Origin of the sequence: Vibrio sp. 10N.247.311.13 (genome assembly GCF_041467595.1) — a bacterium.
In the GTDB taxonomy this organism is placed as follows: Bacteria; Pseudomonadota; Gammaproteobacteria; order Enterobacterales; family Vibrionaceae; genus Vibrio; species Vibrio crassostreae_C.
Window position 1 is genome coordinate 22,782 of record NZ_JBFSUX010000031.1, and the last position, 25,461, is coordinate 48,242.

Annotated in this window: 21 protein-coding genes; 13 read left to right on the forward strand and 8 right to left on the reverse strand. The window is 43.7% G+C overall.

Features of this window, described 5'->3' with window-relative positions; all coding sequences use genetic code 11:
- Nucleotides 1-132 precede the first annotated feature (132 nt).
- Entirely contained in the window at nucleotides 133-339 is a 207-nt protein-coding gene (locus AB6E52_RS13855) for a hypothetical protein (RefSeq protein WP_004734707.1), read from the reverse strand.
- A gap of 127 nt (nucleotides 340-466) precedes the next feature.
- Entirely contained in the window at nucleotides 467-1,870 is a 1,404-nt protein-coding gene (locus AB6E52_RS13860) for a PLP-dependent aminotransferase family protein (protein ID WP_017065418.1), read from the reverse strand.
- A 218-nt stretch (nucleotides 1,871-2,088) separates the two neighbouring features.
- Here AB6E52_RS13860 and AB6E52_RS13865 point away from each other — a divergent pair, with 218 nt between their 5' ends.
- From AB6E52_RS13865 to AB6E52_RS13875, 3 genes are all read left to right on the forward strand, one after another.
- Nucleotides 2,089-2,388, forward strand: coding sequence for a hypothetical protein (locus AB6E52_RS13865; protein WP_017060414.1), 300 nt, complete (start codon nucleotides 2,089-2,091; stop codon nucleotides 2,386-2,388).
- A 249-nt stretch (nucleotides 2,389-2,637) separates the two neighbouring features.
- Nucleotides 2,638-4,179 (forward strand): HD-GYP domain-containing protein, encoded by a 1,542-nt coding sequence (locus tag AB6E52_RS13870; RefSeq protein ID WP_102320455.1) that lies wholly within the window; start codon nucleotides 2,638-2,640, stop codon nucleotides 4,177-4,179.
- A gap of 202 nt (nucleotides 4,180-4,381) precedes the next feature.
- Nucleotides 4,382-5,572 carry an amino acid aminotransferase gene (locus AB6E52_RS13875; protein ID WP_102320456.1) on the forward strand — a complete coding sequence of 397 codons (1,191 nt, stop codon included), beginning with the start codon at nucleotides 4,382-4,384 and terminating at the stop codon, nucleotides 5,570-5,572.
- Nucleotides 5,573-5,696: 124 nt separating this feature from the next.
- On the opposite strand, the gene AB6E52_RS13880 is transcribed toward AB6E52_RS13875, so the two are convergent.
- Nucleotides 5,697-6,338: an outer membrane beta-barrel protein gene (locus tag AB6E52_RS13880; protein WP_102320457.1), complete on the reverse strand. Its 642-nt coding sequence runs from the start codon at nucleotides 6,336-6,338 to the stop codon at nucleotides 5,697-5,699.
- A gap of 150 nt (nucleotides 6,339-6,488) precedes the next feature.
- On the opposite strand from AB6E52_RS13880, the gene AB6E52_RS13885 reads away from it, so the two are divergent.
- Both AB6E52_RS13885 and AB6E52_RS13890 read left to right on the forward strand, forming a co-directional pair.
- On the forward strand, nucleotides 6,489-8,378 hold the full coding sequence (locus AB6E52_RS13885) for a DUF294 nucleotidyltransferase-like domain-containing protein (protein WP_017060410.1): 1,890 nt from the start codon (nucleotides 6,489-6,491) through the stop codon (nucleotides 8,376-8,378).
- Between the two features lie 5 nt (nucleotides 8,379-8,383).
- Complete coding sequence (locus AB6E52_RS13890) at nucleotides 8,384-9,100, forward strand: 3'-5' exonuclease (RefSeq protein ID WP_102320458.1); 717 nt, start codon at nucleotides 8,384-8,386, stop codon at nucleotides 9,098-9,100.
- Between the two features lie 210 nt (nucleotides 9,101-9,310).
- On the opposite strand, the gene AB6E52_RS13895 is transcribed toward AB6E52_RS13890, so the two are convergent.
- The 4 genes from AB6E52_RS13895 to AB6E52_RS13910 all read right to left on the reverse strand — a co-directional run bounded on the left by AB6E52_RS13895 (nucleotide 9,311) and on the right by AB6E52_RS13910 (nucleotide 15,241).
- Nucleotides 9,311-11,200, reverse strand: a complete 1,890-nt coding sequence (locus AB6E52_RS13895; RefSeq protein ID WP_102320459.1) for a GGDEF domain-containing protein — start codon at nucleotides 11,198-11,200, stop codon at nucleotides 9,311-9,313.
- A 20-nt stretch (nucleotides 11,201-11,220) separates the two neighbouring features.
- On the reverse strand, nucleotides 11,221-12,369 hold the full coding sequence (locus AB6E52_RS13900; RefSeq protein WP_372055821.1) for an extracellular solute-binding protein: 1,149 nt from the start codon (nucleotides 12,367-12,369) through the stop codon (nucleotides 11,221-11,223).
- Between the two features lie 351 nt (nucleotides 12,370-12,720).
- Complete coding sequence (gene serC, locus AB6E52_RS13905) at nucleotides 12,721-13,815, reverse strand: 3-phosphoserine/phosphohydroxythreonine transaminase (protein WP_017065411.1); 1,095 nt, start codon at nucleotides 13,813-13,815, stop codon at nucleotides 12,721-12,723.
- A 163-nt stretch (nucleotides 13,816-13,978) separates the two neighbouring features.
- Entirely contained in the window at nucleotides 13,979-15,241 is a 1,263-nt protein-coding gene (locus AB6E52_RS13910) for a DUF945 family protein (RefSeq protein WP_017068763.1), read from the reverse strand.
- Between the two features lie 183 nt (nucleotides 15,242-15,424).
- On the opposite strand from AB6E52_RS13910, the gene AB6E52_RS13915 reads away from it, so the two are divergent.
- The 3 genes from AB6E52_RS13915 (at nucleotide 15,425) to AB6E52_RS13925 (ending at nucleotide 18,687) form a co-directional block, all read left to right on the forward strand.
- Nucleotides 15,425-17,368, forward strand: coding sequence for an ATP-binding protein (locus AB6E52_RS13915; RefSeq protein WP_102320461.1), 1,944 nt, complete (start codon nucleotides 15,425-15,427; stop codon nucleotides 17,366-17,368).
- A complete protein-coding gene (locus tag AB6E52_RS13920) occupies nucleotides 17,361-17,858 on the forward strand; it encodes a response regulator (RefSeq protein WP_017065410.1) in 498 nt (165 codons plus the stop codon). The genes AB6E52_RS13915 and AB6E52_RS13920 overlap by 8 nt, the downstream gene beginning before the upstream one ends.
- Before the next feature lie 286 nt (nucleotides 17,859-18,144).
- Nucleotides 18,145-18,687, forward strand: a complete 543-nt coding sequence (locus AB6E52_RS13925; protein ID WP_017065409.1) for a hypothetical protein — start codon at nucleotides 18,145-18,147, stop codon at nucleotides 18,685-18,687.
- A 150-nt stretch (nucleotides 18,688-18,837) separates the two neighbouring features.
- Here the strand turns inward: AB6E52_RS13925 and AB6E52_RS13930 are convergent, their stop codons facing one another.
- Nucleotides 18,838-19,419, reverse strand: coding sequence for a TfoX/Sxy family DNA transformation protein (locus AB6E52_RS13930; protein ID WP_017060401.1), 582 nt, complete (start codon nucleotides 19,417-19,419; stop codon nucleotides 18,838-18,840).
- Between the two features lie 358 nt (nucleotides 19,420-19,777).
- On the opposite strand from AB6E52_RS13930, the gene AB6E52_RS13935 reads away from it, so the two are divergent.
- From AB6E52_RS13935 to AB6E52_RS13955, 5 genes are all read left to right on the forward strand, one after another.
- Entirely contained in the window at nucleotides 19,778-20,698 is a 921-nt protein-coding gene (locus tag AB6E52_RS13935; protein ID WP_102320462.1) for an HDOD domain-containing protein, read from the forward strand.
- Between the two features lie 54 nt (nucleotides 20,699-20,752).
- Nucleotides 20,753-21,658, forward strand: coding sequence for a lysine exporter LysO family protein (locus AB6E52_RS13940; protein WP_017071961.1), 906 nt, complete (start codon nucleotides 20,753-20,755; stop codon nucleotides 21,656-21,658).
- A gap of 174 nt (nucleotides 21,659-21,832) precedes the next feature.
- Nucleotides 21,833-22,360 carry a hypothetical protein gene (locus AB6E52_RS13945; RefSeq protein ID WP_017066066.1) on the forward strand — a complete coding sequence of 176 codons (528 nt, stop codon included), beginning with the start codon at nucleotides 21,833-21,835 and terminating at the stop codon, nucleotides 22,358-22,360.
- Between the two features lie 118 nt (nucleotides 22,361-22,478).
- Nucleotides 22,479-24,122, forward strand: a complete 1,644-nt coding sequence (panP, locus tag AB6E52_RS13950; protein WP_102320463.1) for a pyridoxal-dependent aspartate 1-decarboxylase PanP — start codon at nucleotides 22,479-22,481, stop codon at nucleotides 24,120-24,122.
- A gap of 359 nt (nucleotides 24,123-24,481) precedes the next feature.
- Entirely contained in the window at nucleotides 24,482-25,336 is an 855-nt protein-coding gene (locus tag AB6E52_RS13955) for a MurR/RpiR family transcriptional regulator (protein WP_004734686.1), read from the forward strand.
- Nucleotides 25,337-25,461 lie beyond the last annotated feature (125 nt).

Consider the following 25,461-nt stretch of genomic DNA (forward strand, 5'->3'; position numbering starts at 1 on the left):
TCGAAACCTATTCGATATTAAAAGTTAAGAACAAACAAAAACCTCCGCACTTGCGGAGGTTTTTTTATGTTCGGAATAAAACGAGTCCAGATGCTTCTGCGTGCCACTATCTGAGACTCATTATTTCAAAAGCTAATCCACATCTTGGTCGATAGCGTATTTTATTGCAAGACCGCAAATTGCCATCATAACGAATGGGATCGCGGCAGTGGTGTATTCCGCCCACGCCATATCAGCGAATGCTTTTGCCAGCAGTACGTGGCCGAGAATAAGCAGAAGCGCACACACAATAGCGACAATAATCAGCTTAACTTCATTTCCCATAGTCATTTTCAACATAACGGTATCTCCAATATTTGGTCTACCGTTATTGAATCACAACTCTTTGGTCAATTAGGCGTACAGTTACCCCACAAACAACCCGTACAGTTGGAATGATTGTCTTTTTTATGAGGGACTTAAGGTTTTACGAATGCGTAAGTTGATGTGCCAGTTTGCCAAGCCAGATGAGCGCCTGTTCTTTCTCTTCTGTCAGTTCATAAGAGAAGTTCAATCGTATCGCGTTATCCACTCTGCCATGCTCACTAAACAGATCGCCAGATGCAACGCTAATACCTTGTTCGATAGCCAGTTGATGAAACTGTTGGCTGTCGAATTTTTCAGAAAAGCGAATCCATATCAAGTAACCACCAGCCGGCTCTTCAATCTCGATTGAATGCGGAAAGTACTGCTTAATGACATCGATAAATCGCTCTTTCCTGACGACAAGGTTTTTACGCAGTTTACGAAGGTGATTGTCGTAGCTTTCATGCGTTAAGAAATGAGCGACACCAAGTTGAACAGGAGCGCTACTCGATAACGTAGAAAGAAGCTGTAACTTTTGAATCGCGTCGTTAAAACGCGTGTTCACAACCCACCCTACTCGATAACCAGGACACAAACTTTTTGAATACGACCCACAAAGCAAGACGGAATCGGTCTTATCGAAGGCCTTTAGTGGCTTCGGCTTATGCCCTTCGTAATAAAGATCGCCATACACGTCATCTTCAATAATGTAGGTTCCATGCTGTTCTGCAATCTCTACCACACGGCGCTTTGCCTGTTCCGACAAACTGGTTCCCGTTGGGTTTTGAAAAGTCGTCATCAGCCAACACGCTTTAACATCTTGGTTTTGTAGCGCGTTTTCAAACTGCTCTATATTCAACCCATTGATTGGGCAAACGTCCACTTCGATAGGGTTAAGCCCGAGCCTCTCGACAGCCTGCAGAGCACCATAGAAGGCGGGAGACTCAATCACGACGTTATCACCCGACTTGGTGACCGTTTGCAGGCTCAAGTTGAGCGCTTCCATAGCACCCGACGTAATCACGATGTCTTGATGATTAACCGTAATCCCTTGCTGCAGATAACGCTGTGCGATTTGCCTTCTCAAGGACTCACTGCCCGGTGGTAAATTATTTATCACACTCGCGCCAGTCATCTTCCTACCCGCGCTGGCAAGGTTTCGAGTCAAGGTAGGTAACGGGAAAAGGTCGGGATCTGGGAATGCAGAGCCGAAAGGAATCACACCTTCGGCTGAACTCGACTTCAAGAAATCAAATAAGCGGTCATTAATGGCTTTCTTTTCACTAACGAGTGGCTGTGCGTAGTCAACGCCGTCCAGCCTTGGCGCTACAAAGTAGCCCGACTGAGGTTTAGCGATGATCCACCCTTCGCTTTCTAGCAACTGGTAGGCTTGTAAGACAGTACTATTGCTGACGTTGTAATTTCGACAACTCATGCGTACCGAAGGGATCTTCTCTCCGGATCGCCACGTATTGTTGGCTATCTGAGTTCGAATATCCTTTGCAAGCTCTTCATAACGCGCCATCTAATTGTACTACCTAGAGAAATTCTGTGAGCCGGTGATTTTATCACTTACGCCAACAACTATTGCTGCTATCCATATGATCGCACCTAATTTCCACAATAGTGTGAATTGGTTCACAGATAACTTTGTAAGCTTTGCTAAGTTTGTACCCAAGGTAGGAGCTAAGTTGGCTTTCTACCTCAATAATTTGATGTAACCCAAAAACATGCGAGATAACAATGAAAAAAATAGAAGCAGACCAATTAAGTTATAAAGGAGAGTCAAACGGTGTTCACAGTTGGACAACACCAAGCGGTCAGCCATATTACTGGCACCCAGATTGGCTCCATATTGCTGAAGATGCGACAGGCTCACATCCAAAGCAAAAGATCGATGTCGAACAAGACCAAGCACCAACGGAAAAACACGCGGTGTCTGCTATTCTGAAACACATCAACCAATGGGCTGCAGACAAACTAGCGTCTCACCCTGAGATTGAAACCGGCTCAATCGAAGCTGAAATCAATCTCAAAAAGTAACGGGGTAAAGTAGATAGCAAACTCAATCACTCGCGATTCTAACCAGTACACAGACTGAATAGCCTCGAACCTCGACCGAGGCTATTCAAGTATCTTCATAAAAATGCTGCAATAACCCCCACCTAGCTAACAAATCTCTAACACAAACCAGTTTCTTGTATCAATCCACGAAAGCTATCGATAGAATTTCCGGTCTTATTCACGTCAGTTATGCTAATCATTCGCAATTCTAAAGTCGTGAATCAATGAATGCGTGAATCTAATAAGAATGAGAACAAAGGCTTATCGATGGATACTTCAAATTACAATCAATCGCTAACGACTAAGTTATACGTCATTGCTGGCGTGCTGTTTGGCACCTATGGCAGTCGGGTGTGTCCTATGCTCGAGAGCTTAACTACGTTAGAGATTTTCACACAGGTCGGTATTGTGTTTGTCTTATTATGGCTCGCGCGTCGTTACCTATTGGCGCAACATACCTTGGTCAAGCAAGGCCGATTCGCGCAACTCGATACCCTGCTATTTTTTGCTGCAAGTGTGCCTTTCGCGCTCTACTACAACTTAAGCTATGAATTCACCATCGATAGCAATTTGAAGGTGCTGTTTGGCATGAGTCTATTCGGCTTCTTTACCGGAACCATTCTTCAATTGAACGCTAAGCTCAGCCAAATGGATAAAATGGAGACGACTGGGCAATTTGACTTCCAACTGGTTGGTGAAAGGAGTTCGCTGGTTAAGCAAATGATTGGTTTGGTTATCGTGCTTCTGGTAACACTGACGACTATGTTGACGATGATTGCCGTTAAAGACATCTTTTGGCTAGAACACAACCCTAACCGCTTATTGGATGGCACCGGCAAGATCAGCGTGATCAAAGAGTTCATTTATTTGGCTGTGGTACTGGGTGGCTACGCGATAACAATCATGACGCTTTGGAGCAAGCTAATTAAGCGCATTCTCCTAAGCCAAGAGCACGCATTAAACAAAGTGACCAATGGCGAGCAAGGCGTTCGCTTACCCATTTTCGGCTACAACGAGCTTGGCTCAATGGCATCTATGACCAATACCATGCTTGATAGCCTCGAAACCGCGCAAAACGAAGTGAAAACCACACGTGACGTGGCCATTGTGAGCTTATCGGCATTGGCTGAATCTCGAGACAATGAAACAGGCGCACATATCCTCAGAACTCAAGAGTACGTCAAAGTTCTCGCACAGGAGCTCAGCAAGTCAGAGACCCACTCAAGCTTGTTAACACCAAACTACATCGAGTTGCTCTACAAATCTGCACCTTTGCACGACGTGGGCAAAGTCGGTGTGCCTGATAGCGTATTATTGAAACCGGGTAAATTGACGGACGAAGAGTTTGAGATAATGAAAGGTCACCCCGCGATCGGTGCTGAAGCGTTATCTATTGCAGAAAAGCAGTTAGGAAGTAGCTCTTTCTTAAGAGTCGCAAAGGAGATATCTCTGACTCACCACGAGAAATGGAATGGCAGCGGTTATCCTAATCAGTTGTCTGGTGAAGATATCCCGTTATCTGGCCGCTTGATGGCATTGGCCGATGTTTATGATGCGCTCATCTCGAAGCGAGTCTACAAGCCAGCCTTTACTCATGAACAAGCTAAACAGATCATCTTAGAGGGCAATGGGACGCATTTTGATCCGCAAGTTGTCCAAGCTTTTCTAGCGGTTGAACAAGCATTTGTTTCAATTGCCGCGACCTACAAAGATGGCAAAAATGTAGCGAGTGAACTCGAGCGCGAAAGCTTTATTGCTCAACCAGCGTAATCTATTCAAAATCCACTAACTTCTTGCACCCTATAGGTTAATCCGTAGGGTGTTTTGTTATCAAATACCCTCTTTAGTCAATAAATCTGATTGAAATGGATTTTTTTTAGCCTTTCTGTTCACTTCGTATTGTCTTAAAAATTCCATACAGGTATAACTACCCATAGATACTATCCCCTCTCAATTGACATGGATGAAGATTATGTTTGAAAAAGTGTTAGCTGCTCCCGCCGATCCTATCCTCGGCCTTACTGAAGAGTTTAAAAAAGACTCTCGTGCAGAGAAAATCAACCTTGGTGTTGGCATCTACAAAAATGAAGATGGTCAAACGCCTGTACTTAAAACAGTAAAGAAAGCAGAAGCTGCACTTCTTGAAAACGAAAAAACCAAATCTTACCTAACGATTGAAGGTACGGCTGAATACGGTCTAGCGGTACAGAAACTTCTTTTCGGTTCAGACGCAGAGATCGTTGCATCTCAGCGCGCTAAAACAGCACAAGCTCCAGGTGGTACAGGTGCACTTCGCGTAGCGGGTGAATTCATCAAGCGCCAACTGGGCGACGTAAAAATCTGGATCAGTAACCCAACTTGGGCTAACCACAACGGCGTTTTCGCTGCTGCGGGTATCGAAACTGCTCAATACAGCTACTACAACGCTGAAACTAAAGACAAAGACTTCGCTGGCATGGTTGCTGACCTAGAGAAAGCTTCTGAAGGCGATATCGTTCTTCTTCACGGCTGCTGTCACAACCCAACAGGTATCGACCCAACAACTGAAGAGTGGGAATTTCTTGCTAAACTGGTTGCTGAGAAGAAACTGCTTCCTCTATTCGATTTTGCTTACCAAGGTTTTGCAAAAGGCGTTGAAGAAGATGCTGCTGGCCTACGTATTTTTGCTCAATACAACAAAGAGATCCTTGTTGCTAGCTCGTTCTCTAAGAACTTCGGCTTGTACAACGAGCGTGTTGGTGCATTCACTCTGGTTGCTGAATCAGCAGACGTAGCAACGACAGCATTCTCTCAAGTTAAGAGCATTATCCGCTCTATCTACTCTAACCCACCAGCCCACGGCAGTGCTGTCGTTACTCACATCCTTGGTGATGCTGATCTACGTGCTGAATGGGAAGCAGAAGTGGCAGAAATGCGTGACCGTATCCAAGAGATGCGTGAACTATTCGTAACGACACTGAAATCAGAAGGTGTTGATGCAGACTTCACATTCATCGAACGTCAAAACGGCATGTTCTCGTTCTCAGGTCTAAGCAAAGAGCAAGTAACTCGCCTAAAAGACGAATTCGCAATCTACATTGTTGGTTCTGGCCGTATCAGTGTTGCTGGTATGACTAAGTCAAACATGGGTCCTCTATGTAAAGGTATCGCTGCGGTTCTTTAATCGAAAAGCGAAACCTGTATTTGCAGACCAATAGATGTGTAAAAGCCAGCAATTAAGCTGGCTTTTTTGTGTCTGTCTCTTTGTATATAAGAGCTATTAGTGCACTTAGCCTTTTCGTTACTGGCTAATACTCTAGGAAAAATTCCACTCCTAGCTCGTGAGTACGCTCGCTACGAATTTTACCTTCACCATCTCGATGTTGATATGACCCACCAATCGCAAACTTATTGGTCACTAGATAACGTAAACCTAAGTGATAGACCTCTTCATCAAACAGGTCACTTCGATTCACTTGCACACTCCCGTTAGCTATCCAACGTTTCGCAAAGCCATAGTTAAGCTCAGCTTTTACCCCTTGGATGAACTCAGTGTCTGAAGATTCAGTTCGGTTGGTGTCATTATCTTCAACCTTACCTTTTGTGATACCAAGCAGGTAGTAAGCCACTATATCTAAATCTTTCTTAATGCTGTAACGGTAACCAACACCTGGCATCAGCGTATCAATTCGAGTTGTGGTGTCATCAGGGTGAATAAAGCGTGCGCTGTAGTCTCCCAGCAACGACCAATCATCCGTCATCGCGTAACTGACGCCTAATCCATACGACGAGGCGTTATTATTACTGCCTGCATCTTCATTTAAACTGCCCGAATGCGCCGTGGCATAAATATGGTCGTAATCTAAAATATCCACCGCGTTAGTGTCCGCCCACAAACTTGGAGAAAACATAAAAACCGCAGATACAAAACTAAGCTTCCACTTCGACATTCCTATCATCCTTAAACTGTCACTCCATTAATTGAAAGGTTAGTCTATCCATAAGACTTTAAAAAGGTTTTAGCTCACAGATTGATTTGTGACGGCAAAATATTATCAAATGTTGTACCATGAAATCATACAAACCAATGGATGATCATTATGGATGCTGAGTTATTAGAGATTCAAAACTTTCTGGCACAATACCCCCCTTTCACAGAACTCCCTGAGGAGATGTTGGCGAAAGTGACCAGTAGCGTGGAAATTTCTTATTACCGCCAAGATACCCCTATCATTCACTTTGGTGATCAAATTCATGACTTATACATCGTTCGAAGTGGCGAAGTCGAAGTCTACCGCCGTAAAGGCGAACTCTATAACCGCCTGGATGAAGGCCACTTGTTCGGTCAAATGGGCCTACTGACCAACAACAAGGTGCGTTTCCCAGTTAAAGCCACCGAAGATACCCTGCTTTACTGTATTCCTGAGCCTATCTTCCAAGAGCTCTACGACAACTACGACTCCTTTGCCGATTTCGTAGAAGTAGAAGATAACGCGCGACTGCGCCAAGCCAACTCAGACAGCAACGACGCTAACGACTTAACGACATCCAAGGTTAAAACGCTGCTGACCAGCGAAGCACCAATGATCGAAAAAACGCGCACGATTCAGCAAGCTGCGACCATGATGGCACAGGATAATGTTTCCTCTTTGTTGATCATCGACCCAGAAATCGTTGAAGATGATGAAGATGACTCAACACCCGTGATTGGCATCATCACCGACCGAGATTTATGTACTCGCGTTTTAGCTGAAGGGCTTGACCCATCGGATGAAGTCTCTAGCGTAATGACACCTGAGGTTATCTCTCTCGATCACAATGCTTACGTATACGAAGCTATGATGACCATGCTTCGCTATAACGTGCATCATTTACCAGTGCTTAAAGATAAGAAGCCGATTGGTATTATCGAAGCGACCGATATTGTTCGTTATGAGTCTCAAAACTCGCTGTTATTGGTAAGTAGTATCTTCCAGCAACAAAGTATCGAAGATCTGAAGGTGCTTTCCGAGCAAGTAAAAGACAGCTTTGTGCGCTTAGTTAACGAAGATGCCAACGCCCACATGGTGGGTACTGCAATGTCGGTAATTGGTCGTAGCTTTAAGCAGCGAATTATCGAACTGGGCGAAGAGAAATTGGGCAAGTCGCCTATTCCTTACTGTTTCCTCGCACTGGGCTCTATGGGGCGTGATGAGCAGCTGCTGGTTACCGACCAAGATAACGCAATCATTCTTGATGATACCTACGACGAGAAAAAGCACGGTAAATACTTTGAGGAGCTGTCGACCTTTATTTGTGATGGCTTAGATCAGTGTGGCTATGTGTATTGTACTGGCGATATCATGGCGACTAACCCAACGTGGCGTATGACTCGTCGACAATGGGAAGAGTGCTTTGCCGATTGGATTGATGATCCAAACCCGAAAGCACTGTTAAATGCTTCAATCTTCTTCGACTTAGATGGCGTTTATGGTCGTCTGAAATGGGCCGAGCAATTGAACAGCTTTATTGTTCGACGCGCACGTAAGAACAATCGCTTCTTGGCGTGTCTTGCACGTAACGCACTCAACCGTACACCTCCGCTCGGCTTCTTCAAAGATTTCGTGATGGAGAAAGATGGCCGTCACAACAACTCTATCAACCTTAAGCGTCGTGGTACTGCGCCACTCGCCGATTTGATTCGTGTTCACTCGCTCGCGGTAGCGTCTCGCTCTAAGAACTCGTTCGAACGCTTAGATGACATTATTGACGCCGGTATTCTGCCAAAAGGCCGAGCTCAAGATCTGAAAGATGCGATGGAGTTTATCTCTCTGGTTCGTATTCGCCACCAAGCACACGATGTCGACAACAACATCGAGCCTGATAACAACATCGAGCCAGAGAACCTGTCTGACTTCGAACGACGTAACCTAAAGGATGCATTCCAAATATTAAGTAATGCGCAAAACTTCCTTAAGTTCCGTTATCAAGCCAGCAACAAGTTTAAGTAGGGCCTATGAACAAACTATTCAGATCACCTGCGGTCGATTGGCCATTTAAGTTTGCTCAGAAGCTTGAACGAGCGAGAGACGAGCGCTTAAAGCACTTTTATAGCCAGCCTCTTCCTGCGCCTGATACGCCACTTTCAGAAGTGATGTTTTTGGCTGTCGACTTTGAGACAACGGGGTTAAACCCAAACAAAGACGGCATCATTACCATTGGTTTAGTGCCATTTACGCTCAATCGCATCTACTTGCGACAAGCCAAACACTGGACTCTAAGACCAAAACAGAAACTTGAAGAAGAGTCTGTCGTGATTCATGGCATCACTCACAATGACATCATTGATGCGCCAGACCTTAGCGAAGTGTTGGGCGAGATCTTAGAATCAATGGCGGGACATATCCCTGTGGTTCACTATCGTCGTATCGAACGTGACTTTTTGGACAATGCATTGAAAGTGCGACTCGGTGAAGGCATTGAGTTCCCAGTCCTCGACACGCTGGAGATTGAATCTCAGATCCAAAATAAACTGGCTGGCGGCTTGTGGAACAAGCTGAAAGGTAAGAAGCCAGCTTCAGTGAGACTGGGTCAGAGTCGTCGTCGATACCATCTGCCCGACTACACGCCGCATCATGCATTAACTGACGCTATTGCGACCGCTGAGCTACTCCAAGCGCAAATTGCTCATCACTTTGACTCTGAGATGCCTCTGAAGAGTTTCTGGATCTAGCTGAGTTACGTAAGCTAAATACAAACACAAAGCCCATCAACTTCCATTGGTCGGCTTTTTCATTTTTATCGTCTGTGTTTAAGCAACGGTTGGCCCGACTAAGCGCATTTCCCATAAGCGTTTAAACATATTATAACGTCACACCCCAGCAGTTCCGCTCTAATGGGCGTCGAAAATCGTGATCGCTATTTGTCAGCGCGATTGGCATTATTACTTCCCAACCACAGACAACGTTTGGTAATAAAGACGCTTTTGCTGATACATATTCTCATCAGCGACTGAGAACAATTGCTCAACGTCTGTTGAATCACTAGAGGCTGCACCAATCGAGAATCTGACAGGAATAGAGATACCCGCTTTAGTCTCGATTGCCTGTTGCTCCTGAGCAATGTACAACTGCTCAGTCATCTTTGCGACATTGAGCGAACTCGACTCACCAGACGTTAAGGTAAGCACCGCAAATTCATCTCCACCCAAACGGTATAGATTACTGGCAGGTGTCAATTCGTGGCTGATTACGTCTACGCAGCGCTGTATCAGCTCATCCCCGATCTCATGCCCATGAACATCATTGGTCGTTTTCAAGCCATTGATATCAATAATGATCAAAGAAATCTGATTTTGATTGTCGTTAATGCTGCGTTTACTGAATTCGAGATCTTCATTAAAAGCTTTACGATTCAAACAGCCAGTCGGCATGTTAATCCGTGTAATATTTTCGAGCTCTAGCCAACCAGCTAACTGTTTTTGGTACATGTCAAAAATCAGAAGATCTTCTTCACTGAGGACATCAAATGAACTTGAACAAAAATACCCGATCGCCGTCCCCTGTGAGTCACAGAGTATCAGGTCAGCCTCGCCAGTCCGGTTAAAATGAAACTGAATCGAATGTTGAACAAGTAATGTCTTTAACTCTTGATCGACCATTTGAGGAATCAACCGATATTCAGCCGCGTGTCTTGATGATGCAAACTGAACGATCTTCAAAATACGATGCTTCTGGGATTCTTCACGCGCGAGCGAATTAGTTAACTTGCTGGTTTTCTCTTCGACTAAGTCCTCTAGCTGAACATTAAATCTTTCGAGTTTATCGTTACTTTCGGTAAGCTCACGGACTTGGTATTGTATGCGACCCCACAAGGTTTCCAATAAACGACTCAGCGTGACGAACTCTGTAAAACGATGTTCATCCACACTATGAGTCGGTGACTGGTTATGCGAATACGACGTAACAGATTCAGCCAACAAGTTTAACTGCCCTGAGAACCAGCGGCTTAGGAACAGAGCAAACACAATCGAGATGGCAAGCGTCGCCACCAATATTCTGACAAAGACCACCTGAGCTTGTTGCATCTCTAATAAACGCTCACTGTCGGAAATATGATGTTTGACGTTCAGTACCAATTTGTCGGTAAAGAATGTGCTGTCGATAGAGATAATGTTCGCACTTTGTTCAGAAGATTGAGCATCCGTTGAATCAATATAGTTAAACTCAACCGACTCATTTTGATAAAGGAAAGGCGTCACTTTAGTCTTAAGTCTGTCATACCCCATAAGAACCACAAGATAACCCTGCGGCGTGTATGTAGAACCTTCTATCAAACGATAAGGTAAAATCGGCGCGACAAAAACGATACCTGTAGCGGCATTATCCGCCACTTCAGTTTCGGTAAACTCGGTGTGGAACAATTTCCCTTGCCCATAAACCGATTGAGGACGCTTCAAGCTTTCTAATAACTGGCTCTGCTCAAAATGGTACAAGCTGCCTTTGCTGTCATAAATGGGCTTCCAGTTTTGGTCCAGAATATAAGTCGCGGACACACTCTCCGCTAGCGCATTGAAGCTATCCATCTTGTCCCAAATAACACTCGAGAAAAAGATATTACCACCCGCTTTAATCAATGATCGGTCATGCGAATACCATTGAGTTAGGCTCGCCGTCAGCTTAATTTGCTCTTGTACGGTTTGACGAATACCGGTCGTAGAGTTGTCCAGCTTGGTTTCTTTTTGCTCTAAAGAACTTTGGTTTTGTTTATTGAGAATCAACTGTCCCGCTAGGTAAACAGGAAGCATTGAGCAAGCCAGCAACACCAAGCCCATGGTGTATTTTAATGATAGCTTCAATCTCTTACCCTCATATTCGCCGAGTAATATTGAACAAAATCATTGTAAAATTTATGCAGTTCACTCTTTGGCATCCCTGACTTGTAACGCTGATACGCCCGAGCCGATGCCTCCCAAACGATCGCCATCTTGTAGTCACTCGACATCATTTGCGATGCTTGAAACTCATCGTACATATTTGAAAGTGTCTGGTTACCTTCCTCAACACGGCGTTGATTAACCTCATAAAACGGCGAAACCATGGCACTCGAGTGAGCTAAAGAGGTGAAACTGTTTGATTGCAGGTATTGAACGACTTCTTTCAAAGCCAATTTCTTATCTGGGTTTTGCATGCCTTTTTCCGTGACAGCAAAAACCTTTGCGCCACTAAATGAAGACATACTTTCACCACGATAGGTCGGCAACGAATTGATGTACAAATCTCGACCAAAGGCGGCATCGAGTTCGCTGAACGCCCAATCACCGTCAATCAAAAACTCGACTTCCCCATTGATGAACCTCTGCCTCGCGCAAATATCGCTGCACGATGATTCGATGACTTTTTTCTGCTGCAACATGTCGATGAAATCAAAGATAGCAACTAACCCTTCACCATTAACATTCTTCGACGATAATAAGTCTTCAGAAAAAAGCTGATAGAAAGCTAGATAGAAGTACATGTTTGGATTGGGAAAAAGCACGCTCACTTGATCGGACTGAGCAGAGCGTTCAATTAGGCTCTCCCATGTCACGACTTGCGCTTGAGGCTTGCTCGAATACAGAACGACTTGGTTTCCAATACCAACCGGTAACGCCTTAAGCTCACCGTTGATGACCACTGCATCGAGCGCTTTTTTCTCATAGCGTTGGGTATCGACCCAAGCATCAGGAAGCGTCGCTAAATCGATATATTCAGTTAGACCTAAGAAGTCAGAAGGAACCCAGATGGCGTCGGGAAAGGTATTGTCTCTAGGATCAGCAACAAGCAGTTCAGAACGAATACTGTTGACGTCAAACGAACGAATTTCTACACGATGATCAGTCATCGCTTCGATATGTTCTTTTACATAATCGGCCGTTTCATAATTAATACCAGCCCATATTTCAAGTGTGGACGAACAAGCAACGGCCGGAAATAGCATCGCAAATAGACTCAATAACCTCACACTTGGTTCCTTGTGGTAAAAATTAGACGTTGGATTTTAATCGCCCATCAATAAACCGGGCGATGCGGCTTATCGCTCACTGCTCATGATTAGAGACCTAGCTTTGGGCGACACGTTATATAGTAAAAAGTGCCTAAATAACAGTTGATACTCTCGCTTTAAGAGAAAGGTCTGCTCATTCTGATACATCCGTCATATCTCTGGATGACTGTTCTTACAATAAATCAACATACCATACCCTTTATTATTAACGACAAAAAAAATGCCGCAAAAGCGGCATCTATCTCGTTCGGTGCATTCGACACAATAAAAATCAAATAAGCAATTTATCAGTCAAAGCCCTATCATCGATTAAGCGTATTTCTCTTCGAAATCTTTCATGAAGCTAACCAGCGCTTGAACGCCTTCCAGAGACATTGCGTTGTAAAGTGAAGCTCTCATTCCACCTACTGCTCTATGGCCTTTCAGTGATTTCAGACCTGCAGCATCAGCCAATTCTAGGAACTTGCCATCTAACTCAGGTTTCGCCAGTTGGAACGGCACGTTCATTCTAGAACGGTTTGCAGTGTGAACATCGTTTTTGTAGAAAGCTGAGCTATCGATTGCATCGTAAAGCAGCGCTGCTTTCTCTTTGTTCACCAACTCCATCGCTTCAACGCCACCTTGAGCTTTCAGCCACTTGAACACAAGGCCTGATAGGTACCAAGCGTAGGTTGGTGGTGTGTTGAACATTGAGTCTTTTTCAGCAAGTACTTTGTAGTTCAGAATACTCGGCAACACGTCGTTTGCGAGTTCGAGTAGATCATCACGTACGATTGCAATGCAGATACCCGCAGGGCCGATATTCTTTTGCGCGCCCGCGTAGATAACACCGTACTGAGACACATCAATCTTACGAGACAGAATGTTAGATGACATATCCGCTACGATTGGCTTATCCGTTTGAGGAAGCTCGCTGATTTCAATACCATCGATGGTTTCATTCGGACAGAAATGTACATACGCAGCTTCCGGGTCAATTTTCCAATCTTTAGCTGGAACAACCGCTGCTTTACCATCAATTGACGTCTTCGCGTTGAATACATCGATTTCGCAATATTTGCTCGCTTCAGTCACTGCACTTTCTGCCCAGTAACCCGCATCAATGTAAGTCGCTTTCGTCGCATCACCTAAAAGGTTTAGAGGAACAGCAGCGAATTGAGCACGAGCGCCCCCCTGACAGAAAAGAACTTTGTAGTTGTCTGGGATGTTCAGAAGATCACGTAGGTCCTGTTCGGACTCGTCAGCAACTTGAATAAATTCCTTGCTGCGATGGCTGATTTCCATCACGGAAGTCCCTAAACCATTCCAATCAATAAAGTCCGCTTGCGCTTGTTTCATTACCGGTTTAGGCAGTGCAGCTGGGCCAGCACTGAAGTTGAATACGTTATCTAATGTAAGTTCCATGGGGATGATTGCTCCTGCTAAATAATAACTATGCAAGTAATACCATGTTTTACCCAACATAAAAACAACAAAAGAGGTCTTAAGACCTCTTTTGTTTTGTACCGTATAAAATGTTTAAGCTTAACCTGCTAAATCACCCTATCAGTATTCACGCCTGCTCTGTTTATTGAACCAAAACCGGCATAAGTAGAGCGATTAATGGAATTTCTTGTCCATTTTCGAACACTAGGTTTCCATTTTCTAAGTCAGCGCTGATTTCATAACCACTGTCTGTTTCCTTGATCATTTCCATCACAAGCAATTCATCGATACCTTCACGGATGAATGGATACTCTTCAACAAGTTCATTTGAGAAGCTAGAGTGAACGTTGCCCGTTAATGCAGGCATGATCATCGAAGGGTTGCTGCTGATGTTTTCGGTCCCTTCCGGCACGCTCACCAACCACTTAGATTCGAACTGTCCCTTACCTAACTCTAACGACATGTTGTTCATTGAAAGGTCGAAACCTTTAGCAAACAGGATATCGATAAATGGAATGATCTCTGCAACGTCTTCTTGCGTCATCACAGGATTAGATTGGTAAATCTCAAAGATTTTCTCAAACGACTCGCTATCCAACTTCGACATTTCAAAATCGACGTTTAGGTTGTTCAACTGGCCTTCACTGGTCTCGATGTTTGCGATATCCAGCTTGAGGTTGCTGCGCAGACGCTTAGTTGCTTCATCTAGATGTGATTCAAAATCGTACTTAGAATTTTCAATGGTCATGAAAGGCTGCATTGCAGAATCTGAAACCAAGAAGCTATCGATAGTAAAATTCTGAGTACCTAACCAGTAGCCTTTCGCTTGTTGGCCTGAACCCACACCTTTCAGATTAGACAGCGTTACCTCTTCACCGGTTTCAAAATCAATTTGAACTGAAGGGATTGAAAGCTCGTAATCAACTTGGCCTAAAACAGTCGCATGGCCAGAAAGATTCGATTTAGTGATCGAGACCGAAGTCCCATTCTCATCAGAACCTTGGTGATTGAACTGGCTTAACTCAAAGTTAAAGTCAGTGTTGCCGTTTAGCTCAGTACTAGTGGTCAGAGTTAAAGGCAGAATATCGGTATTCTCAAACGTCGACAGTGCATTTAGACTCACCAAACCATGGCTAACCGCACTATTTATGACAAACTCACTCGGCAACCCATCAATCGCAAGTTGCTCTTTCAGGTTTTCATCCGTCACAGTTAAACGAGTGGTTACGTTGGAAGACAAGTAACCTCTATCGTATTCCACGATCTCAGCTTGAATGCTTGAATTGTTAAGCTTTGCAACACCGTCAGTAATAGCATTTTGTCCAATTTGGCCAACCGCTAAAGGCCAACATAGTGCCAATGAGATTGCTCCGCCAATTGCACCAATTTTTCTTAACTGTTCCATGAGTTCTCTTTCTACACGTGTCTGTTTTTTTTAGTCTACCCCATCAGTAGCAAACAAGAAACATTGAGTTAAATCAGTCTATTGCTCGATACTTCGATTGCCTCAATAAATTAACGGCTAGCTCTCATCCTTATTCGGCGGTTCTTGCTAGGCTAGAGACGTCGCTACTATTAAGGTTGAGCTGTGAATCAATACGCTGTTATCTGTTTGGACAATAATCCGGTTAGCATTGAAAGAATACGTTCGGAGCTGGCTCCGTTGGCTTCTGTATTCGATATTTATACTGCCGAGAACATAGAAGATGCACATCACGCATTAGAAGATATTCATGATCACAACCAAACCGTAGCCTTGGTGATCACTCATCATCATTCTGAATTTAATGGCGTGCAATTTCTGATTGAACTTGAGCAGCTGCCCCATAGTAGTACCGCAAGAACGATATTAGTCAGCGCTTCGTCAGACATTCAATCCATTCTAACCGCTGTAAATGAAGGCAGGCTCAACCACTGTCTAACCAAACCGGTTCAAGATCAGGTTCTATTCAAATCAGCGCAAAAAGAGCTGACCTCTTTTGTCATCCAATACGACTCAGAAAACCTGCTCTCTTACAGTGATGCATTGGATCAACAACGCTTACTCAGAGCGCACATTGAACAAAAGATTCACTCTTTCCAATCGGGTTTCATTCACGACTACCACCAGCTTTCTGATAATGCCCTTGCAGAACGTGTCGTCAGTGCTCTGCAGGATGTCTTCTCAAAAGATGATAAAACTAAGGCCATTCGTGACTACTCCCCTGAGCATCTGCTCACTGTGGAAGGCGAAGACAATCGCTTTTTATGGCTGATCATTGAGGGTGAAGCGGCTCTATATAAGAAAGATGAACTCGGGCAACAGAGGGAAGTGGTACGTCACTCCAAAGGGAATATTGTCGGCGGGATGTCATTTGTGACAGGCGAGCCTTCGTTTTCTACCGCGATCACCCTAACGCAAACACGCGTTATCAAGCTGGATAAAGATAGCTTTGCTCAGGTGATGCATTCAAACAATACCCTGCTGCCTTTATTTACCAATCTATTGCTCCGTCATTTTAATCGACGTTTGCAACGCAGCATCACCAATAAGATCAAACTGCAGCAAACACTAGAATCATTAGAGTCTGCACATCAACAACTGATCGAAAAAGAGAAAATGGCGATGCTCGGACAGCTTGTCGCGGGAGTCGCACATGAGCTGAATAACCCGATTGCTGCCATATTAAGAAGCATCGAAACTCTGTCAGACCATCTCGACCAAATATTGGCAAACCTATCCGTTCCAGAGTCCAATAAAGGGACTGACGTACTGGCACATTCAAAGTTAGCTAAGCCACTATCAACAGCCCAAGAAAGACAGCTCGTAAAGCATCTTACGTCGACGATTAATGACCGTGCTTTAGCAAAAAAAGCCGTGAGACTAAACCTAAGCCAAGACTCTACGGTTCTAAACACATTAAAGGCGTCCCCTGTCGCAGGCAAAGAGCTGCTCAATGACTTAGAGCATTACCATTATGTTGGAAACTCTATCCGCTCAATTCAAGTGTGCAGCAAGCGTATTGCCGATATGGTCAAAAGCTTAAAAAGCTATGCTAGAGAAGATGAAGAAGTTCGCCACTACACAGATATCCACGAAGGGCTTGAAGATACCTTAGTGATCTTCGAAAACAGGCTTAAACACCACCAACTCGAAAAGCATTACGATACCGACTTACCGCCTTTATTGTGCCAGTCGCTCTCGCTGCAACAAGTGTGGACCAACCTTATCTCCAATGCGCTCGATGCCCTATCTGAACGAGGAAAAGTGACCATCACCACTTCTCAACAGACAAAAGGCGACGACGCGTTTCTTGTGGTGCAAATCTCCGATACTGGCCACGGCATTGCCAAAGAAGACATCAACACCATTTTCAACCCAAATTTCACGACTAAAAAAGAAGGCAACTTTGGTTTAGGGATTGGGTTATCCATTTCTCAACAAATCGTTTCGGCTCATCAAGGGTTTATTTTGGTGGAGTCAGAGGTAGGCAGCCATACAAACATGCAAGTGTGGCTTCCATTCAAACAAGAAGGAGCACCTCATGAATAAGTACCTAATTTTATGTGTCGATGATGAACCTGAAGTTCTCAATAGTGTCCTTCAGGACTTGGCGATATTTGAAGAGAACTTTCTGGTTGAAGGTGCAGAGTCGGTCGATGAAGCCAAGCAAGTAATCAAAGAAATGGGACAAGATGGTATTAAGCTCGCGTTAATCTTATGCGACCACATCATGCCAGAAGAAACCGGCATTGATTTTCTGATCGAACTCAACCAACACGACGCTACTAAACCAACGCGTAAGCTGTTGCTCACCGGGCAAGCTGGGCTAGAAGATACCGTCACAGCCATTAACAACGCAGCACTTGATTTCTATATTTCAAAACCTTGGCAAGGCGACCAACTGAGAGACACGATTACTCAACAATTGACTGACTATGTCATTGCCAACGACAAGCAATTGCTAAACTGGACTTCCATCTTAGATACCGAGCGCATACTGACTTCAATGGCGGATAAACGCACCAGTTTTGGTGAATAGCACTGATTGGTTAATGGATACTGAGAATAGCGTCATCCGATATAAAAACCTTCCGAATGTATACAAATTTTGGATAATTCGCTCGTCTATTTTTCTCATTCGCCCTAAACATGAGATCTCCGTTACATACTGATCCTTAATTTGCTTGTTTTTTAACTAAATGAGTAAGGTTTTACATTTTAAAGGATTACTTTTCCGTGAGTTAGATTAAACTGTCTCAATGTTTATGGTTTGCCGATTTGTCTCAAACCAAAGGAATTAACACTAATATAGGTTTACGGTCGTTATGCGCAAAATTCTACTTACTACCGCTATGCTATTGGCTTCTGGTCAAGCACTAGCTGTTGATGAACAACCACAGGTAATGAGCAACTTTAACTATGATTACTTTGAAGCACGTATCGGTGCTAGCCCAGTAACATTTGGTGGTGCGTTCAGTAAGTCCATTCACCCGAACGCTCACGCTATAGCACGTATCGATTCAGAATTTGAAAGCGATTACGACTCAGCTGTAGGTCTTGGTTTCCACGCTCCATTAAACAACTGGGCAGACCTAACAGGTGAAATGCTAGCTCGTATCGTTCAACCTGAGAACTCAAGCTCTACTGATATCGGTATGGAAATCAACATTGGTGTTCGCCAATGGCTTGGTCCACAACTAGAAGTTGGTGGTAAAGGTGGTTACGTTTCTATCGATGACAACGATGATTGGACAGGTTCTGTTTACGCGCGTTTCCACTCTACAGAGCTTTTCTCTTTAGGTGCTGAAGCTCGTATTAACGACTTCTACGGTGACCAACTTATGTTCACTGCTCGCTTCAAGTACTAATACTTAAAGCCAAGCTAGCTCTTAACGAGCACTTAGCCTTTTGATACTTAGTCTTTTAAGAAATCCGGCTAAGACAGAAACAAAAAAACCGAGGACATTCCTCGGTTTTTATTTATTAACAGTAATCTTAAGCATATAAGGCAAACTTCTTTAGTGGCAGCTCTTTAGTAATTGCTGCTTGCGTGGCTCTTGTAATAGTTTCCAGTGAATACCATCAATTGCACCCGCAAATTTCCAAAGTAGTTTTAGGTCAACATCGTTTCCGTACGCTTCGCGAACCTTATTAAACACTTCAGGCGCGCCCAACTGCATAAACATTGAAACATCATCCACACCCGCCTTTTTAACCATGCGCTCTAACGTAAGCTGCATGTTTGGTAGATCTCTTAATCTACGGCTAGCTGATGATTTCTTGAAGCTACGCTGCTGAATTGAATTATCGATTGAAGTACGAATAATGCTATCCAATTCAGGATGTTCACAGGTAAACAGATCCGTAATGTCGTAATAGTTTACAGTTGCTGTTGTCTGCTTCTTTACATGACGATACTTTTCACAATCAAGATCGGTCAGTTTTTTATCTAGTGATTTTCCACCTCTAATGAATAAACAACCTTCACTCAATAAAGCGAACATAGCGTCATTTTGAAAGAGGCCAATACCTCCGAACATAGAACGTTTTTGATGCTCACCAAATTGATTCACGTAATTAATAAATGCTGTCTCGGTCATATCCGTTGATCCTTAATCAAATTACCCCGATTAGGTTGATCACCAGACAAGCAGCTTGTTATGCGAAAAATTTTAAATCTATTTTTTTATTCTATAGGTGAATATTATGGTTTCGTTTTCCACCTTTAAATAAATGATACTTCGAAAAGAAAAATAAGTCTGGACTTAGTTCACATCAATCAATTGAGTATTCCGGTTTTTCATGATTGACTTCACAGTAAACTATCAAACCATGCTTGAATTTGGGCACCTAGTGATACACCGGTTCAAATTATTAAAGGTTATGTAGACGGGTGAGTATTGCCTCGCAGCATCGTGGCTTGTAAAATGGCAGGACAGACCTGTTTTTACTTTTTATATGAATCATTTATCGTTTTTCTGGCTACCTCAAAATAAGGCTCTTCTCTTAAAGGGTCTAGAATCAGAGTTTGCCCAACTTGTTGGACATTCTATCTCAGCGGGAAAAATAACACTTCCTCCTATCCCTAACGTTGTACTGAAGATTCAATCGCTTTGTACCCTTGAATCAACTGGGATTGCTGACGTTGCCGAGTGCTTACTCGAAGACCCAGGCCTCGCTGCTATTGTCATTCGTGTGGCTAACTCTGTCGTCTTTAACCGACGCAATATTACTTGTGTTGATATTATGACGGCTGTGTCGCGCCTTGGCATATTAAGAGTCCGTGACATCGTGACGGCTCAGGCTATTGAGCAACTCAAACACTCAGTCAACCTCAGTAAAGAGTGTAATAAGGTATTGGTTCAGAGCGCCTCTGTATCAAAAGAGCTGGGCGCTACTATGGTGCTTGTTACCAACAGCTTCAAAGAGATCTCCCCTACTGAATACCGTTACCTTGAGCATGAAAAATCGCTGCTTGTCGGATTACTGGCTGACATTGGTTTGTTCTGTTTGGTTAGCGAATACCACCTCTACCTCGAAAATGGCAATTACCTAGATCACGACATCGCTCTACAAATCTTCCAAGGCCAATGTTCTGCTACCAGTAAATTAGTGCTTAACCGTTGGGGCTTCGACAGCGACTTTATTGATGTGTGCAGTAATACCATCAATAATCACGAACAGCGTGAAGTGTCTTACTTAGATATCGCTCGAATCGCTAATCACCTGCTGATGTTCAGAAACAAGGATGAGAACATCGATGATCACGAAGTTGAACTTAACGTGACTGGTGCAGAGGTGCTTTATAAATTAAGCAACTTGAGCAAACATGATTTTAATGCAAAGCTAAGCGACGTGATCAATACTAGCGGCTTCTAAGTCACTGTTAAATTACAAGTAAGTGTAATATGAAGTAAATGCAATGGGGAAAGCATGTTTACAGGGATGATCTTTATATTTGCGCCACTCGTCGTGGGGTATCTTTTTGCAATTTCGAACGCTCAGACATTAGAATTTATCAACCGCTCAACATCGCGGTTGATCTACGTGATTCTGGCGTTAATGGGACTAAGCTTAGCCGCCCTCGATAACCTAGGCAGTAACCTGCAGACAATCCTTCTATATACCGTCACTTTCTTTGTCTGCTTAAGCGTATGTAACCTAATGGCACTGCCCGCTATTGATAAGTTATTGCCACTCAAAACCGACAGTAGCAAGAAGAAGCTTCCCCTCTCTTCTATGGCGATGGAATCTGCAAAACTCATCTTAGTGGTAGGTTCAGGGCTAATCGCTGGCTTAGTGCTGCCTATTGGCCTTGATTGGGTTGATACCGCAAGCGAATGGATTCTGTTTGTTCTTCTATTCTTTATCGGCATTCAGCTGCGTAATAGCGGACTCACACTTCGTCAGATCTTACTCAACAAGCACGGTATGGTTATCGCAATCACCATTATCATCACCTCAATGTTAGGTGGTGTAATCGCGGCTTACATCCTAGATATCCCTCTGTTCAAAGCCTTGGCAATGTCTTCTGGATTTGGTTGGTACTCTCTGGCTGGTATCTTAATGGGTGACGCCTTTGGTCCTGTCTATGGTGGCGCTTCTTTCATGCTTGAGCTGTTAAGAGAGTTAGTTGCCTTGGTACTGATTCCAGTGCTAATTCGCAGCTACCCATGCACTTCCATTGGTTATGCTGGTGCGACTGCGATGGACTTCACCTTACCGGTCATTCAAACAACAGGCGGCGTTAGATGTGTGCCTATCGCTATCGTCAGTGGCTTTATCCTCAGCTTGCTTGTTCCGATATTGATGTTGTTCTTTGTATCTCTTGCTAACTAGATCGCAGGAATAGCGTTTGTTTTAGATTAGAATGCAACTCGAATACCAATGCCCAAGACACCGATACAGTTACCGAAATAAAAAGACACTAAGTGTCATTGCTCAACAAATAACGATCACGGTAACCTGTAACGACAAAGTTATAAAAAGAATAAACTTACAAAAGGAACCACTATGAAACGCCTTTGCGTCGCATTACTGCTAGCTTCAACTTCTACTTTCTCTTTTGCAGCAGATTCAATGTCTGAGACAAACCAGTGCCAAGCAAAAAAATATGATGCGTACATCGACGCTTCTTTGAATTGGTATGCCGACCTTGCTGCATTAACCTCTGAGCAATATCCAGAGCTAACAGAAGTGAGTGAGTGGTTCCTAGAAGGTCGTAAGCACCACTTTGAGCTTAACCGTGCTGCGGTTCACTACTACTTAGTAAACGACTCAAGCAAAGTGGCAACAGAGCAACCTGTAGAAGGTTGGTTGCAACTTGAGCAACACGACATTAAAACGCTATCAACACGTGATGATGAGCTTGGTAAAATCGCGAAAACAACATTCGATGACCGCCAATCAACGCCTCACGCTCAAAACTACGAACTACGTTCTGCCTTTGCAGAGCTGCTTAGTCACCCTAAGCAAATCGACTCAGCGCTGCAGCGTTACAACCAGTCGATCAGTAAACTTGAAGCGATTAAGTGTAAATAACCCCGCATTTAATATGCTTTTTTGAGAAGTTGGATTTCATAATTAAGACGGGACATTGTTCCCGTTTTCGTTTAGATTGTCCCGCTCGCGTCAATATTAGAAAAATAACTCGCTTGCTATGGTTACGGAACAAAAAACAGCAGATGTTAGCTTCGACAGTCTTCTACGTATCTTCACGGTACCTGAAGGCCCAGATTCAACACTCACTCAAATTGAAGACAAACTTTCACGAAACCTGAATCAATTCTTACGTGAACATATTGTGGCTGAAGAAAAGCCGCTACGTGAAATTGAGAAAGATTTTTCAAATGCTCATATCCCAGAGCAGCCTGAGTTTGTTTCTGAACATACTGAGCATCTCCTCGATTCTCTTGTGTCTCATTCGGTTCACACGTCTTCGCCAAGTTTTATTGGCCATATGACCTCTGCGTTGCCGTACTTCCTGATGCCGCTTTCAAAAATCATGATTGCGTTGAATCAAAATCTAGTAAAAATCGAGACCTCAAAAGCTTTCACTCCCCTAGAACGTCAAGTTCTGGGCATGTTACATCGCCTGATTTATCAAGATAGCGACCAGTTTTATTCTCGTTGGATGCACAGTGCAAACCACTCTTTAGGTGCGTTTTGTTCTGGTGGTACCATCGCGAACATTACTGCGCTTTGGGTTGCACGTAACAACGCTCTAAAAGCGCAAGGTTCGTTCAAAGGTGTGGAAAAAGAGGGCTTGTTTAAAGCCATGAAGCACTACGACTACGAAGGCCTTGCCATCTTAGTCTCTGAACGTGGTCACTACTCTCTGAAAAAAGCTGCGGATGTCCTTGGTATTGGTCAAGAAGGTCTAGTGTCTGTTAAAACGGATAACGACAACCGTATTTGTACTGATGATCTAAAGCTCAAGATCGAGCAACTCAAGCAGAACAAGATCAAACCTTTTGCCGTCATTGGTGTGGCTGGTACAACCGAAACCGGGAATATCGACCCACTAAGAGACATTGCTGAGGTGTGTGCCGAATCCGATTGTCATTTCCATGTTGATGCTGCTTGGGGTGGTGCGACTCTGATGTCTAACAATCATCGTCACCTGCTTGATGGTATTGAACTGGCGGATTCAGTCACGATTGATGCGCACAAACAGCTTTATATCCCTATGGGTGCGGGCATGGTTCTGTTTAAGAAGCCAGATGCGATGACAGCGATTGAACATCATGCTCAATACATTCTTCGCAAAGGCTCAAAAGATTTAGGTAGCCATACGTTAGAAGGTTCTCGTTCAGGCATGGCAATGTTGGTTTACGCCGCAATGCACATCATTAGCCGTCCTGGTTATGAACTGCTGATCGACCAAAGTATCAACAAAGCACGCTACTTTGCCGACCTGATTAAAGATCAGAGCGACTTCGAACTGGTTTCAGAACCTGAGCTCTGCCTACTGACTTATCGCTATTTACCTGAATCAGTCAAAGCGGCACTGCTTAAAGCTGAGCCTGAACATCGTGTCGAACTGAATGAGTTGCTCAATGAACTGACTAAGTTTATTCAGAAGAAGCAGCGTGAGACAGGCAAATCTTTCGTGTCGCGTACACGCTTAAACCCTGAAGCATGGGCACATCAGCCAATCATCGTTTTCCGGGTGGTGTTAGCAAACCCACTAACAGGCAATGATATTCTTTCGTCAGTGCTTGAAGAACAGCGTGAGATCTCTAAACTAGCACCAAACTTGATGGGAAAAATCAACAAACTGGTTACGCAAATCAACGCATAGTCATTCAATTTTAGTTGCATCAAATTGAAAATTTCTTTCTTTTTGATGTAACTAAGCTGTCAGTTTATACTCATTTTGCATTCTTTTTGCTCAAACTCTCTTCCAATTCTGTAGTTTTCTAAAATTTTGTTGAGGTTTGTCATATTCTTAAGCATTCATGCCCTGTTTTTGTATTAGTAAATAGTATGTTGGGTTTATACTGACTCTATGGTGCTAGTTAGCTTGATATCTATTTGACGCAGCAGTATTTACGATACCAAGTATAGATTTGGCTTTGTGTTTACTGATATTTGCTTCAGCCATACCCCCTGGTAAAAGATATTAACTAGCAAGTTGTTCTCTATACCCTTGTGAACACTATGAATACATTAGAAAAAATACAAAAAAACCTGGAAAATTTCAGCAAGTCTGAGCGTAAGGTAGCCGAAGTAATTATGGCTTCCCCTCAAACTGCAATTCATTCTAGCATTGCTACCTTAGCTAAAATGGCTGACGTGAGTGAGCCTACAGTTAACCGCTTCTGTCGTCGATTAGACACAAAGGGCTTCCCTGACTTCAAACTTCACCTAGCTCAAAGCTTGGCAAACGGTACACCTTACGTGAACCGTAATGTTGAAGAAGATGATGGTCCAGATGCTTATACGCATAAGATTTTCGAATCAACTATGGCTTGTCTAGACGTTGCTAAAAACAGTCTAGACGCGATGCAAGTAAACCGTGCTGTTGACTTGCTGACTCAAGCAAAACGCATTTCGTTCTTCGGACTGGGTGCCTCTTCTGCTGTCGCCAAAGATGCTCAAAACAAGTTTATTCGTTTTAATATCCCAATCACATGTTTCGAAGACATCGTGATGCAACGAATGAGCTGCATTAACTGCAGTGATAACGACGTTATTGTTCTTATCTCTCATACTGGCCGCACTAAAAGCCAAGTTGAGATTGCAAACTTAGCGCGTGAAAACGGTGCGACAGTTATTGCTATCACAGCAAAAGATTCTCCACTGGATAAAGCGAGCTCGTTGTCTATTTCTCTGGATGTTCCAGAAGACACTGACGTTTACATGCCAATGGCAAGTCGCGTTGTTCAGATGACGGTTATCGATGTGCTAGCGACAGGCTTTACGCTACGTCGTGGTTCTGGTTTCAGAGAGAACCTAAAGCGCGTCAAAGAGTCACTTCGTGATTCACGTTACGAGAAGTACTCTCAGTTCTAATCTGCTTAGTCATGAACTGAAAACAGATGACCAGAGAACAAGTTGAATTAAAAAAACGGAGCCTAGAGCTCTAATGCCGTTCACTTAAGAGTGAACGGCATTTTTGTTCTTAGCATACCGTTGTG

Excerpts from the sequence above, each read along its gene's own strand:
- AB6E52_RS13885 (WP_017060410.1), top strand. The coding sequence starts at position 6,489 with ATGGATGCTGAGTTATTAGAGATTCAAAACTTTCTGGCACAATACCCC.
- AB6E52_RS13910 (WP_017068763.1), bottom strand. The coding sequence starts at position 15,241 with ATGGAACAGTTAAGAAAAATTGGTGCAATTGGCGGAGCAATCTCATTG.
- AB6E52_RS13920 (WP_017065410.1), top strand. The coding sequence starts at position 17,361 with ATGAATAAGTACCTAATTTTATGTGTCGATGATGAACCTGAAGTTCTC.
- AB6E52_RS13895 (WP_102320459.1), bottom strand. The coding sequence starts at position 11,200 with ATGGGCTTGGTGTTGCTGGCTTGCTCAATGCTTCCTGTTTACCTAGCG.
- AB6E52_RS13930 (WP_017060401.1), bottom strand. The coding sequence starts at position 19,419 with ATGACCGAGACAGCATTTATTAATTACGTGAATCAATTTGGTGAGCAT.
- AB6E52_RS13870 (WP_102320455.1), top strand. The coding sequence starts at position 2,638 with ATGCGTGAATCTAATAAGAATGAGAACAAAGGCTTATCGATGGATACT.
- AB6E52_RS13890 (WP_102320458.1), top strand. The coding sequence starts at position 8,384 with ATGAACAAACTATTCAGATCACCTGCGGTCGATTGGCCATTTAAGTTT.
- serC (WP_017065411.1), bottom strand. The coding sequence starts at position 13,815 with ATGGAACTTACATTAGATAACGTATTCAACTTCAGTGCTGGCCCAGCT.
- AB6E52_RS13945 (WP_017066066.1), top strand. The coding sequence starts at position 21,833 with ATGAAACGCCTTTGCGTCGCATTACTGCTAGCTTCAACTTCTACTTTC.
- AB6E52_RS13955 (WP_004734686.1), top strand. The coding sequence starts at position 24,482 with ATGAATACATTAGAAAAAATACAAAAAAACCTGGAAAATTTCAGCAAG.
- AB6E52_RS13935 (WP_102320462.1), top strand. The coding sequence starts at position 19,778 with ATGAATCATTTATCGTTTTTCTGGCTACCTCAAAATAAGGCTCTTCTC.
- AB6E52_RS13855 (WP_004734707.1), bottom strand. The coding sequence starts at position 339 with ATGTTGAAAATGACTATGGGAAATGAAGTTAAGCTGATTATTGTCGCT.
- AB6E52_RS13875 (WP_102320456.1), top strand. The coding sequence starts at position 4,382 with ATGTTTGAAAAAGTGTTAGCTGCTCCCGCCGATCCTATCCTCGGCCTT.
- AB6E52_RS13880 (WP_102320457.1), bottom strand. The coding sequence starts at position 6,338 with ATGTCGAAGTGGAAGCTTAGTTTTGTATCTGCGGTTTTTATGTTTTCT.
- panP (WP_102320463.1), top strand. The coding sequence starts at position 22,479 with ATGGTTACGGAACAAAAAACAGCAGATGTTAGCTTCGACAGTCTTCTA.
- AB6E52_RS13865 (WP_017060414.1), top strand. The coding sequence starts at position 2,089 with ATGAAAAAAATAGAAGCAGACCAATTAAGTTATAAAGGAGAGTCAAAC.
- AB6E52_RS13860 (WP_017065418.1), bottom strand. The coding sequence starts at position 1,870 with ATGGCGCGTTATGAAGAGCTTGCAAAGGATATTCGAACTCAGATAGCC.
- AB6E52_RS13925 (WP_017065409.1), top strand. The coding sequence starts at position 18,145 with ATGCGCAAAATTCTACTTACTACCGCTATGCTATTGGCTTCTGGTCAA.
- AB6E52_RS13940 (WP_017071961.1), top strand. The coding sequence starts at position 20,753 with ATGTTTACAGGGATGATCTTTATATTTGCGCCACTCGTCGTGGGGTAT.